General features: G+C 60.3%; 9 protein-coding genes. 6 read left to right on the top strand and 3 right to left on the bottom strand.

Annotated elements, in window-relative coordinates; all coding sequences use genetic code 11:
- Nucleotides 1-36 precede the first annotated feature (36 nt).
- The 6 genes from AX756_RS00045 to gyrB all read left to right on the top strand — a co-directional run bounded on the left by AX756_RS00045 (nt 37) and on the right by gyrB (nt 8,028).
- Nucleotides 37-813 carry an enoyl-CoA hydratase gene (locus tag AX756_RS00045; RefSeq protein ID WP_068307181.1) on the top strand — a complete coding sequence of 259 codons (777 nt, stop codon included), beginning with the start codon at nt 37-39 and terminating at the stop codon, nt 811-813.
- A gap of 88 nt (nt 814-901) precedes the next feature.
- Complete coding sequence (gene rpsT, locus AX756_RS00040) at nt 902-1,168, top strand: 30S ribosomal protein S20 (RefSeq protein ID WP_068307179.1); 267 nt, start codon at nt 902-904, stop codon at nt 1,166-1,168.
- Between the two features lie 558 nt (nt 1,169-1,726).
- The gene (gene dnaA, locus AX756_RS00035; RefSeq protein WP_068308059.1) at nt 1,727-3,112 is read left to right on the top strand and encodes a chromosomal replication initiator protein DnaA; all 1,386 of its coding nucleotides are present in this window, start codon (nt 1,727-1,729) and stop codon (nt 3,110-3,112) included.
- 104 nt (nt 3,113-3,216) lie between these two features.
- Complete coding sequence (dnaN, locus tag AX756_RS00030; RefSeq protein ID WP_068307177.1) at nt 3,217-4,335, top strand: DNA polymerase III subunit beta; 1,119 nt, start codon at nt 3,217-3,219, stop codon at nt 4,333-4,335.
- Nucleotides 4,336-4,400: 65 nt separating this feature from the next.
- Complete coding sequence (gene recF, locus AX756_RS00025; protein WP_068307174.1) at nt 4,401-5,504, top strand: DNA replication/repair protein RecF; 1,104 nt, start codon at nt 4,401-4,403, stop codon at nt 5,502-5,504.
- Between the two features lie 106 nt (nt 5,505-5,610).
- Complete coding sequence (gene gyrB, locus AX756_RS00020) at nt 5,611-8,028, top strand: DNA topoisomerase (ATP-hydrolyzing) subunit B (RefSeq protein WP_068307172.1); 2,418 nt, start codon at nt 5,611-5,613, stop codon at nt 8,026-8,028.
- A gap of 196 nt (nt 8,029-8,224) precedes the next feature.
- On the opposite strand, the gene AX756_RS00015 is transcribed toward gyrB, so the two are convergent.
- The 3 genes from AX756_RS00015 to AX756_RS00005 form a co-directional block, all read right to left on the bottom strand.
- Nucleotides 8,225-8,983, bottom strand: coding sequence for an HNH endonuclease (locus tag AX756_RS00015; protein ID WP_068307171.1), 759 nt, complete (start codon nt 8,981-8,983; stop codon nt 8,225-8,227).
- On the bottom strand, nt 8,980-9,945 hold the full coding sequence (locus AX756_RS00010; protein ID WP_082738844.1) for an ImmA/IrrE family metallo-endopeptidase: 966 nt from the start codon (nt 9,943-9,945) through the stop codon (nt 8,980-8,982). The genes AX756_RS00015 and AX756_RS00010 overlap by 4 nt, the downstream gene beginning before the upstream one ends.
- A gap of 1 nt (nt 9,946) precedes the next feature.
- On the bottom strand, nt 9,947-13,079 hold a 3,133-nt coding region (locus tag AX756_RS00005), incomplete at its 5' end, for an Eco57I restriction-modification methylase domain-containing protein (RefSeq protein WP_156461343.1).

The following is a 13,079-nucleotide window of genomic DNA, read 5'->3' as shown; positions in this document are numbered from 1 at the left end:
CTTGGCAACTGTGCAATCACGGAAAGGCTCGGCCGCATGGCTTTCGAGACACTGATCGTCGAAATTACAGATCACATCTGCCTCATCAGACTGAACCGACCCGAAGCGCTGAATGCGCTCAATACGCAGCTTCTCAGCGAACTGGGTCAGGCCCTGCGCGAGGCGGAAAAGAACGAAAAAGTCCGGTGCATCGTGCTGACCGGTTCCGACAAGGCGTTCGCCGCCGGGGCCGATATCTCGGAGATGTCGGAAAAAAGCTTCGTCGACGTCTTCGGCGCGGACCTGTTTGGGGCCGAGGGCGACGCGATCTTGCGGATTCGCAAGCCGATCATCGGCGCGGTGGCCGGCTACGCCCTGGGTGGCGGCTGCGAATTGGCCATGATGTGCGATTTCATCATCGCTGCGGATACGGCCAAGTTCGGCCAGCCCGAAATCAATCTCGGCGTTGTGGCTGGCCTGGGCGGAACCCAGCGTTTGACCCGATTCGTCGGCAAGTCCAAGAGCATGGACATGCACCTTACCGGACGTTTCATGGATGCCGAGGAAGCCGAGCGTTCCGGCCTGGTATCCCGCGTAGTCCCGGCCAAGAAGCTGATCGAAGAGGCGATGGCCGCAGCGGGCAAAATCTCTCGAAAGTCCATGCTGACCGCCATGGCCGTCAAGGAAGCCGTCAATCGCAGCTATGAAGTGCCGCTGCGTGAGGGGATCCTGTTCGAGCGGCGCCTGTTCCACGCCCTGTTTGCCACCGAGGACCAGAAAGAGGGCATGGGCGCCTTCCTCGAGAAGCGCGAAGCGCAGTTCCGTGACAAATAGGTGACGCTTTCCCTGTTGACTCATCGGAGCAAGCCGCCTAGAGACGCGGCTTCAAGAACAGTTTCACCGAAATTCGGAACAGCATCACATGGCTAACACGCCCCAGTCCAAGAAGCGCGCCCGCCAGAATGAACGGCGCTATGCCGTCAACAAAGCGCGTCGCTCGCGCATCCGCACCTACCTGCGGAGTGTCGAGGAGGCGATTGCCTCCGGGGACCAGGAAGCCGCGATCTCAGCCCTGCGTGCCGCTCAGCCCGAGCTGATGCGTGGCGTAACGAAAGGCGTTCTGCACAAGAACACCGCTTCGCGGAAAATGTCCCGCCTGTCGTCGCGTGTGAAGGCCCTCAGCGCCTGATCTGACGTAGGTTTTACAAGATTTGACGGGTGTGTCTTTTCAGGCGCACCCGTCTTTTCGTTTTTGGTAAAGGTTTTGATTTTCAGGTGCTTATCTCTCGGCTCGGGATTCGTTTTGGTAAAGTCCGAGTCAAGATCGAAGTTCAGTTGCGCGTGATCGGACCGAATTGCTAGCTTGGCGCTGCGATTCACATCGTCCGGGGGGACATGGATCGATCACGCCCGGCAGAGAACTTGGGGAAGTTCATCTCTGCTCCGAACGTGACCAGATCAGGCCACTGTCAAGCTGATCCTTATGGAACGGCGAAGCAGTGGCGGGCCGCAACTGCCATGCATAGTCATGGCTGCCATGGTCATGTCCACAACACGAGAAAGCAATTCGTATGCCGGTAATCCGGTATGAACGAATGGTGCATGCAGGCGGAATCTGTCCTGCTTATCCGGTGTTTTGCCGGACCGTGTTGTATTGTCTTCGACGGTCGAAACGGTCGCAAAGGGCTTCGGGCCACCGGGGGAAGACGGTGAGTCCGACACAAAAAACGAATCGGATAAGGGCACGATGACAAACGACACCTGGGGACGTGTGCGGCAAGATCTTCTGAAGGCAGTGGGGAAGAATAACTATGTCACCTGGATTGAACCTCTCGAGTTCGAACGGGTGGACAACGGGGTGGCACGTTTCAACGTGCCGACCAATTTCATTGGCAACTGGGTTTCCCGGAACTTCGGCGACCAAATCCAGCAGCATCTGATTCGAGCCGGCGCCACGGTCGAACGGATCGAGTTCAGCGTTCCGTCCAGCGCTGCGCGGCCCACGATGCAAGCGGCATCCAGTGCCGCTGCAGGCCAGGCTCGGGAAAACAGGCCTCACAAACCGGCGATGGTCAAAGCGGGATCGAGCGATTTGCCCGGTGCGCCGCTCGACAAACGCTTCACCTTCGACTCCTTCGTCGTCGGCAAGCCGAACCAATTGGCCCACGCCGCCGCCCGCCGCGTTGCCGAAGGCGGCCCGGTGAGCTTCAACCCGCTGTTTCTTTATGGCGGTGTCGGCTTGGGCAAGACGCACCTGATGCACGCCATCGCCTGGCAGTTGCAGAGCGATCGTTCGGACCTGCGAGTGGTGTACCTTTCGGCCGAACAGTTCATGTATCGCTTCGTGCAGGCGCTGCGCGAGAATGGCACGATGCAGTTCAAGGAGATGTTCCGTTCCGTCGACGTTCTGATGGTCGACGACGTTCAGTTCATTGCCGGCAAGGATTCCACGCAGGAGGAGTTTTTTCACACCTTCAACGCGCTGGTGGACCAGAACAAGCAGATCATCCTTTCGGCAGACCGCGCGCCGGGCGAGATCAAGAAGCTCGAAGAGCGGATCGCCAGCCGGCTGCAATCGGGCCTGGTGGTCGATCTGCACCCGACCGATTACGAGCTCCGTCTCGGCATTCTTCAGCACAAGGTGGAACAGTATCGCGAAAGCTATCCGGGGCTGGTCATTCAGGATGGCGTTCTGGAGTTCCTGGCGCACCGCATCTCGACCAATGTGCGTGTGCTCGAAGGCGCGCTGACCAAGCTCTTCGCCTTTGGCTCCCTTGTCGGGCGCGAGGTGACGATGGACCTGACGCAGGACTGCCTGGCCGATGTGCTGCGCGCCTCCGATCGCAAGGTCACCGTCGAGGAGATCCAGCGGCGTGTTTCGGAGCATTACAACATGCGGATGTCCGACATGATCGGGCCGAAGCGGCACCGTACCATTGCCCGCCCCCGGCAGATGGCAATGTACCTGTCCAAGCAGCTCACCTCTCGGTCGCTGCCGGAGATCGGCCGCCGTTTCGGCGGGCGCGATCACACGACGGTCATGCATGCGGTGAAGCGGATCGAGGAACTCAAGGCGGTGGACAACCAGATCGCGGAAGATCTGGAACTGCTGCGGCGTATGCTTGAGGCTTGAGGAGAGCAGACCGGACGCAAAGCGCTTTCCTGTGGCCTTTAGGCACTTGTGCCTACAGGGGAAAGCGATAGGGTGACGGTCCCGGGAAATTTGGGAGCGATTGCATGAAGATCAGCATCGAACGCGGCACCCTGTTGAAGGCGGTGTCACAGGCGCAATCGGTTGTCGAGCGGCGCAACACGATTCCGATTCTGGCCAATGTGTTGATCGAGGCGGAGGGCGACACGGTTTCCTTCCGAGCCACCGATCTCGACATCGAGGTGGTGGACAAGGTTCCCGCTCAGGTCGAGCGCGCGGGCGCGACGACGGTTTCGGCGGTGACGCTGCACGAGATCGTGCGCAAGCTGCCCGATGGCGCGCTGGTGCGGCTGACCGATGACGGCGCCGCCGGCCGGCTGGTGGTTGAGGCGGGGCGCTCGAATTTCACCCTCGCCACCCTGCCGAAAGAAGATTTTCCGGTGATGGCCAATGCCGAGTACGGGTCGAATTTCTCGGCCCCTGCGCCGGTTTTGCGGCGGCTTTTCGACAAGTCGAAATTCGCCATCTCCACCGAGGAGACCCGCTATTACCTGAACGGCGTCTACATGCATGTCGCCGATGGCGAGGACGGCAAGGTTCTGCGCTGCGTGGCCACGGACGGCCACCGGTTGGCCCGGATCGACGCCGATCTGCCCGCAGGTGCCGAGGCGATGCCCGGCGTGATCGTGCCCCGCAAGACGGTGGGCGAACTGCGCAAGCTGCTCGATGACGACGAGATGCAGATTGCCGTGTCGGTGTCCGAGACGAAGGTCCGCTTTGCCACGCCCGAGATCACGCTGACCTCGAAGGTGATTGACGGCACTTTCCCCGATTATGCCCGCGTGATCCCGGTCGGAAATACGCGCAAGCTCGAAGTGGATGCGAGCGAATTTGCCAGGGCGGTGGACCGTGTGGCGACCGTTTCCTCCGAGCGTTCCCGCGCGGTGAAGCTTTCGCTCGACGAGGATCGCCTGGTGCTTTCGGTCAATGCGCCTGACAGCGGTGCGGCCGAGGAAGAGCTTTCCGTTGCCTATGGCGACGAGCGGTTGGAGATTGGCTTCAACGCGAAATACCTGCTGGAGATCGCCAGCCAGGTGGACCGCGAGAATGCCGTGTTCATGTTCAATTCATCGGGCGATCCGACCCTGATGCGCGAGGGCTCGGATACGAGCGCCGTCTACGTCGTCATGCCGATGCGCGTGTGATGGGCATTCTGCCGGGGAACTCATGCCTCCGGCGGGAGTGTTTTGACCAAGAAGAAGAGCGTTGAATGGCTGGGCTGAGTGTCCGCGCCTTGGGCCTTTCCCATTTCCGATCGTATAAAACCGCCCGGCTTGAACTCGGCCCGGGGCCGGTTGCGCTTTTTGGCCCGAACGGCGCGGGAAAGACCAACCTGCTCGAAGCTGTGTCGCTCTTGTCGCCGGGCCGTGGGATGCGGCGGGGCTCGGCCGAGGAAATGGCGCGACGGCCGGAAGCGCTCGGCTGGAAGATCACCGCAAACATTGAGAGCCTTGGCCGGGAGCACGAGATCGTCACGTGGTCCGACAGTGGCAATGCGCGTCAGGTCCTGCTCAATGACAAGGCGGTTCCGCAGTTGGCGATCGGAGAAATCCTCCGGGTTGTCTGGCTTGTGCCGGCGATGGATCGGCTCTGGATCGAAGGGGCGGAAGGGCGGCGGCGTTTTCTGGATCGCCTCGTGCTGAGTTTTGTGCCCTCTCATGCTGAGGTTTCGTTGAGCTATGAGAAGGCTATGCGGGAGCGCAACCGCCTGCTGAAGGATCAGGTGCGCGACGCCGCCTGGTACGAGGCGCTGGAGGCCCGGATGGCAGCAGCAGGGGCGGAGATCCAGGCCAATCGCAAGGCGACGCTGGTACGGATTGCTCGGGCGCAGGAGGGCGCGCGCACTGTTTTCCCGGCAGCCGATCTGGCCCTGACCGGACCTGAGGCCACTTTCCCCGAGACACGGGAAGCGCTTCTCGACGCGTTTCGGAGTGGTCGCAGCCGGGACATGGCCGCCGGACGGACCCTCGCCGGGCCGCATCGGGCGGACCTGGAGGCGACCTATTCGGAAAAGGGGATCGAGGCCCGGAATGCCTCGACCGGTGAGCAGAAGGCGCTCCTGTTGTCCCTGATCCTGTCGAATGCGCGTGCGTTGGCGGAAGATTTCGGCGCAGCCCCTCTGTTGCTGCTGGACGAGGTGTCCGCGCATCTCGATGCCGGGCGGCGTGCGGCGCTTTATGACGAGATTACCGCCCTTGGCGCGCAGGCCTGGATGACGGGGACAGGTGTTGAGTTGTTCGAGGATTTCGGACCGCGCGTGCAGCGGATCGAGGTGACCGACGAGGACGGGTTGTCCAGCCTGCGCCCGCTCTAACCTGGCGTTCCGCGTGGCGCCGAAAGGGCGCCAAATCTTGTGTCATCCGCGTGACAATCCCCTATCCACCAAGTATAAACTCGCAAAGTTCATAAGGAAGGGCCGCATGGCAGACGACGCGAACCGGACAGAAGAATACGGCGCAGATTCCATCAAGGTTCTCAAGGGCTTGGAGGCTGTGCGCAAGCGGCCCGGCATGTATATCGGCGATACCGATGACGGCTCGGGCCTGCACCACATGGTCTACGAGGTTGTCGACAACGGGATCGACGAGGCTCTGGCGGGTCATGCGGACTTCGTGAGCGTGACAATCAATGCCGACAGCTCCGTCACCGTGCGCGACAACGGTCGTGGGATTCCGGTCGATATTCATACCGAAGAGGGTGTGAGTGCGGCCGAGGTCATCATGACCCAGCTCCATGCAGGCGGGAAGTTCGACAGCAATTCCTACAAAGTCTCCGGCGGCCTGCACGGCGTCGGCGTCTCGGTGGTGAACGCACTCTCCGATTGGTTGGATCTGCGCATCTGGCGCCATGGCAAGGAGCATTACGCCCGCTTCGAGCATGGCGAATGCACGAAGCATCTCGACGTCGTGGGCGAGGCCAATGGCGAGAAGGGCACCGAGGTGACTTTCATGGCCTCGACCGACACGTTCTCGGACCTGAACTACGTGTTCAAGACGCTGGAGACGCGCCTGCGCGAACTGGCCTTCCTCAATTCCGGCGTTCGCATCATCCTGCGCGACGAGCGCCCGGCGGAACCGGTCCAGGTTGACCTGTGCTACGAGGGCGGCGTGCGGGAGTTCGTGAAATATCTGGACCGTTCGAAAGCGTCGGCCATGCCGGAGCCGATCTATATGTCCGGCGAGCGCGACGGGATCGGGGTCGAGCTGGCGATGTGGTGGAATGACAGCTACCACGAGAATGTCCTGCCCTTCACAAACAACATCCCGCAGCGAGACGGCGGCACGCATATGGCCGGCTTCCGGGGCGCGCTGACGCGGACGATCAACCTCTATGCGGGCAGCTCCGGGATTGCCCGCAAGGAAAAGGTGAATTTCACCGGCGATGACGCGCGCGAAGGGCTGACCTGCGTGCTCTCGGTCAAGGTGCCCGATCCGAAATTCTCCAGCCAGACCAAGGACAAGCTGGTCAGCTCCGAGGTACGTCCGGCGGTCGAAGGGCTGGTGAACGAAAAGCTCAGCGAGTGGTTCGAAGAGAATCCGGGTCAGGCCAAGGTGATCGTCGGCAAGATCATCGAGGCTGCGCTGGCACGCGAAGCTGCCCGCAAGGCGCGCGAGTTGACGCGACGCAAGACAGCGATGGACGTGGCCAGCCTGCCCGGCAAGCTCGCCGATTGTCAGGAAAAGGATCCGACGAAATCCGAGATTTTCCTCGTCGAGGGTGACTCGGCCGGCGGATCGGCCAAGCAGGGCCGTGCGCGGGCCAACCAGGCCGTGCTGCCGCTGCGCGGCAAGATCCTGAACGTGGAACGCGCGCGTTTCGACCGGATGCTGTCGAGCCAGGAGATCGGCACCCTGATCACCGCGCTCGGGACCGGAATCGGGCGCGACGAGTTCGATATTTCCAAGCTGCGCTACCACAAGATCGTCATCATGACCGATGCCGATGTGGACGGCGCGCATATCCGAACGCTTCTGCTCACCTTCTTCTTCCGGCAGATGCCCGAGATCATCGAGCATGGTAATCTCTACATTGCGCAACCGCCGCTGTTCAAAGTTTCTCGGGGTAAGTCCGAGGTCTATCTGAAGGACCAGTCCGCACTGGACGATTACCTGATCGCGATGGGCGTGGATGGGGCGCGGTTGCGTCTGGGCACGGGCGAAGAGATTGCCGGGCAAGACCTCTTGCGGGTTGTCGAGGAGGCGCGCCAGGTCCGGCGTACATTGCGTGCCTTCCCGACCCATTATCCGCCGAACATCCTCGAACAGTCCGCCATCGCCGGCGCCTTCCTGCCTGGCCAGGTCGATGCCGATTTGCAGGGAACGGCGGATCGCGTCGCGCAACGGCTGGATTCGGTTTCGCTGGAATATGAGCGTGGCTGGCAAGGCCGACCGACACAGGACAAGGGAATTCGCCTGACGCGCTCCGTGCGCGGTGTCGAGGAGGTGCGGCGGCTTGACGGACCCGTGCTCCGCTCTGGCGAAGCAAGGCGGTTGGGCACTCACACGGAGGCCCTGCAGGAAGTCTATTCCGAAGGCGCCTCGCTGTTGCGCAAGGAGAAGGAAATCGAGGTTCACGGCCCGATCAGCCTGCTGGATGCGATCCTGGAGGAAGGCGAAAAAGGCCTCAGCCTGCAGCGTTACAAGGGGCTTGGCGAAATGAACCCCGACCAACTCTGGGAAACGACCCTCGACCCGAACGAGCGGACCCTTCTGCAGGTACAGATTGCGGATATGGCCGAAGCCGACGACATCTTTACCAAGCTTATGGGCGATGTGGTCGAACCGCGTCGGGAGTTTATCCAGACGAATGCGCTCAACGTCGAGAACCTCGATGCGTAGGCAAATGTAGGGACGCGCATAGCGCTGCGCGGACCCCATAGTTTTGCGTTTCTAGCCCATAGTTCTGCGCGACCCACATTCCGACCCTTTCTGGTGTATGAAAAGCCGTAGCGGTTCGACGACGTCGCCCATGAACACCAAATGGGTTTTGCGACTGGGGTTTGAAAAACACAGAAACGTCTTTGGCGACCCTTCATCAATGGTCGAAGAGATTCTTCCGGTGCCACGCCAGTTGGAGTTTGTGTTCGTCCGTCAGTCCTTGGATCTTTGAGTTCTCACCTTTGAGGTGCGTGCGCGCTTCGGCTGAGAGTTTCGTCGAAAAGATAGGCGTCCCTTCTTCTTCAAAGGAGACATGCCCTTTGTCGAATGCGGCGTCCCAGAGCGCTGAGAGCAGAAGTCCGTTGTGGACGTCCAGGCGTTCGGCATCGGTCTTACAGTCTCTCCACGGTTTGATGTGTGAGGCGCGAAGTAGGTCCGGGTCTGTGATACCGGTCATGGGGCATCGGACCTTCCAGTAGGTCATTAGGCGGTCCCGGAAGATGCTTTGTCCAACGCGCTGAACCACTAGGCGCTCTACTTCTGTCGTCCTTGGCATGCCCTTTGTTCGGAGCAGGAACTCTTGCAGGGGGGCGTCAGGAAGACTAACGGCGAGTTCGTATAGGCCGGACATTGCTGCATAGAGCGAGGTTAGGGATTTGAATCGAAAGCATGCGAGACCAGGGCCATCAACATCGGATATCTCAAGGTCGATTTCCGCAAGAACCCCTGCATGGTCGATTGATAGCAGCCAGTTGCCTGTCTGCATGGCAGCTAACCAGATCGACCCTTGCGCAGTGGTCGAGGTGTAATGCCGCCAACCGTCAGTTTCGCCATGCGTCAGACGAAATCCATTCTGGAACGCGATCTTGTCGCACTCCTGCCTCGTGACAAAGGTTTGAGGCGCTTCGACCTTCATCTGAGTATCCGGTTTTCTTTGAACGGAAGATCGAGTTGCTTCTCGACGGCGCTGGCCACTTTAAGAATACGGTGCAGATCGAGTTGATCGAATGCACCTTTGTAGTGGTCAAGGTAGTTCTCGCTGCGCGGAGAAACCCCGGTTCTCTTGGCGACGAGATACGCGACCGTCTCGGCTTCTACCTCGCGGAGTGCGAGGTCCTCCGGCCGATTGAACTTGACGCCGCGCTTCTGGTCACTGCCGCAGTGGCCAAGAAGTATGTGAGCCAGCTCGTGTGCGAGAGTGACCGGTTGTGCGGCTGGGGGATGATTTCGATTCACGCCGACTTCAAAACGTTCAAGGCGTTCTTTCTCGCCATGGCTGGTCAGGCGGCGTGCGTGGCCGGCAGTATAGTCTCCTTGATCAAGCCATAGGATCTTGAATTCGGCGCGGTTCAGCTTGTGCTCGACTGCTGCCAGCCAGCCTTTGGAAACCTCTCCGTCAGCCGGAAACGAAAAGGCGGCCTCGGGCAAGGGCTCTCCCTCGGTATCGAGCACATCATAAACGAACTCGACGGGGCCGAAGTTGCGCAGCACGACGAGCGGACTTGCGTAGGGTTTCGGCCGCCTTCGAAAGCGTTCCCACCAGTCCCTTGGCCGCGCGGCAAAACTGAGGCCCGGCTTCTGAATATTCAGCAGCATCGCGTTGAACGGCGCGATATGCCGAAGCCGAACGGTGAATTCCAGCAGGTCTTTGATGGCTTTGACGGAATCGTAGAGCTGGGTATCAGCAATCAGCTGATCGACGAGCGCACGATCCCGTTCTTCCTCAGCCTCGTCAGCGACCTGGAACAGGTCCTTCTCCGCTTCCACGGAGGGCTTTGTCGGCAGCGTGTTGGGAAAAAAATCATCCTTACTGTCGCTTGATCCTCTTGGTCGCGGTCGTTTGGGGGCGATCCACCCCTGTGGTGTCCGATCCGTCATCTCACATCCCTATTGCCGTGAATTCGTCGCCCGCTTCCATTCGGTCCCAGGCGGCGAGGACGAGGCGCTCGGTGCGATATTCGCCGAACTCATCGATCTCGTTGCGTTGCAACCCGCGAAATGTTTCGGACGGGTAGTCCGTCCCGTGTGTTTTGGCCGGATCGAGCACATAACGCAGCTCGTCGCGACTCAGCCCGTATTTGCGAGCGAAAAAGGCGTCGATATCGGCGCGCAAAATGGCGCGGCGGTCGGGGTTCCAGGCAAAGGGTGCGCCGGAATGCCCAAGGTCTTCGGCCCAGGGTTTCATTGCATGGCTGGTATAGGTCAGTTCCAACACGCGCGGGTTGAGGAAGGCGAGATCATCGCGGGTGAATTGCTCGGGGGCAAGGATTGGGAGTTGATTGATATAGGTATACGTCAGATGTGTTCCGGCAAGTTTTTGGCGAGCAGCGTAATCAAATGGCAACGAGGCCAGTTGCGAAACAAGCGCCGCGATGTTCAGCGCAGGTTTGTTCGCAAAAACCATCGGTGTTGTATGCCCAACACCCACCCTTGGGAACACAGACGCAATCACCGTCCGTTCGTCCGTCGAGCGACAGATATCTCGCCAACCCATCAGCCAGCGGGGTTGCTTGCGCTGTATCAGAGCAGTGGACAGGTCCAGGACATCCTTTGGACCCTGCTTGATGAAACGCAGATCATCGCCGTCCAACGGAGTTTCCCGTGCCATTTTTCGCGCACCCGGCGCGACCCGGCCAAGCCATGTGGAAAACGTTGCGCCCAGAATGCCGCGGGTCACTGCGCGGTCGCCCAGTATCTCGCACAGGCGGGCAGTGGCCGGCGTGGCCGAACGGGCCAGCGCGTCTGGCAACAAGTCGTCGGGATCCAGCGTGGACAAAACCCACTCAGCCAGCACCTTCAGGCAGCCATCCGCGTTGTCCTTGCGCAGATAGGCCTTGAGCCGCTGCGGCACCCGTGCCACGCGCAGTGTGGTTTCCTCGGCAGGCACCCAATACCATGGGTCGGCCTCGTAATCGGGACTGGCACGCAGGGCGTCGGTGACATCGGGCAATGACCCGTCCGCGGGCCGGGCGTCAAGCCCTGCATAGGAGCCATAGCGGTGGTCAAAATGATGGATCATCTTGGCCTCATAGAGCGGCAGGTAATGCTGCCCGTCCGGCCCGCGCCAGTCGGGACCTTCACGAAGGAAACCTTTGGCCGTGAGTTGTGCGGCGGTGCGGAAGAAACTTGAGGCAGAGGTCATGTTATACAGACCCTGCTGAAACGTGATCCCCCAAGGGTTCTCGTCGCCTTGAGGGTGGTCGGGCCGTTCGCGGATCAACACCGGCGCGGCCTGATACAGTTTGCGGGTCAGTTCCTTGTCAGCGCGGGCGCGAAACAGGGGGGCGGTGTTGGTATTGGGGTTGAACAGATTGAATTCATCTGGCGTCAGGCTGATCTGACGGTGCTCGTTGGTAAGCATCCCGGTATTGAGCAGAAAGGCCGCGAATTTGGCGGTGCGGGCTGGGCCAATGGAGAGGATCGAAAACTTGACCCGGCTGTCGACGGCCGGGAAAAATTTCTCTCGGTTCTCAAAATCATAGAGCGCCAGTAGGTGGTTATGAGTAACCAGGTCACCGAAGAACGCCGCCGTAGAGCTATCGGTCGCGATGCCGGTTGGCACGATCACCCCGGCATGGCCCGTCGACTCTCCTTCGCTCTTGTGTGCCAATTGTGCGAAGTGCTCGGCGAAAAGAGGATATGTGTTGATTTTTCCTGTCGCGGTAAGCGGAAAGCGCCCCGAAGCACGGAAAAAGGTATTGACGGCTTCGGTGGAACGCTTGGCAAGATTGAAGTCTTTCCAAAGCTGGGGGCTTTCAGTTTTCAGACGCTTGATTGCGCGTTTGCGTTCGTTCCCATCCAGCGCGGCAACACTGGGGTCTCGAGCGGCGAAAAACTCCTCCTCGGAAAGCTGTGAGACCTCCCATGGCGGATTTCCGATCACCACGTCAAACCCGCCCGAAGCCATTTGGGCTGGAAATTCCAATGGCCAGTGAAATGCGTGGGCGGATTCGGAAAGGTCTATGCAACGCGCCTGTGTATCACTTCGGATGTCGCCTCCCTGGACCGTGCGCCAGATCGCCTCGGTGGTGGGAATGGGCATGGTGGCAACGCGAGCATTGGGAATCTCGCCGGTTTTTGGCATCAGAAACGCCGCCACATACATGTCGCAGGCGGTTTTCAGGGTCCACCATTTGGGTTCGCGCAGAAGGCGGGCCCAGGCGCGGGACTTGGTCTCGATCTGATCCAGCGTGTCCTCTGGCATGGCGAGTGTCTTGGCCGCGCCATCGGTAATTTCGGCGGGAGCCTTGAGGCTGGCAATGAAACCACTGGCAGCAATGCCTTCGCGTTGTTCCTTATTGATGTTCCTATATTCTTTCGCCACATCCTTTTCGTCGCCGGTCAGTGCTTCAAATGCGGCATCCGGCAGTCCATCGCGCAACATGCCGTAGCGCGCTACGCCAAATAGACTGTCGCCACAGCGGATCTGCGCATCGAAGAAGCCAAGAGGAAGGCCGGGGTCCACCGTCTCGATCCAGAGCGCGACCTTAGTCAACTCTACCGCCATCGGGTTGCGGTCCACCCCGTGCAGGCAGGAGCGTGCGACATCGCGCAGAGCATGACGGAAGTCGGACAGCGCGGGCGTGCCCTCGGCCCGGTGGCGGGCAAGGCGCGTGGCAATGCGGCGGGCGGCGGCCAGCAGGAAGTGGCCTGAGCCGCAGGCGGGGTCGATGACGGTTAGCTTCAACAGCTTGTCGGGTTCGGTCTTGTCTAGCACAGGATCCAGCGCGGTATCGAGCAGCGCCTGAACGAGGCTGTCAGGCGTGTAGTAGGAACCGGTGGTCTTGCGTTGGTTTCCTTTCTGCTCGGCCGCCTCGGAGGCAAAAAGGAGGGTCTTGCCGTCGTCGCTCAGTTGCGGCTGGAGTTCGAGAAGTGACTCGTAGACAGATCCAAGTTCTTCCGTCTCCATCGCACGCCAGTTGACGGGAACCATGCCGTTCTTGTCGCTGAGCCAGGACAGGCGGTGTCCGTCGTCAGATAATTTGGGACGCTTGAGCGTTTTTCGGATTGGA

The sequence above is a fragment of the Aliiruegeria sabulilitoris genome (assembly GCF_001558155.1).
GTDB lineage: Bacteria > Pseudomonadota > Alphaproteobacteria > Rhodobacterales > Rhodobacteraceae > Tropicimonas > Tropicimonas sabulilitoris.
Note: the sequence above shows the minus strand (reverse complement) of the source record. Positions and strands in the feature narration are given on the sequence as shown.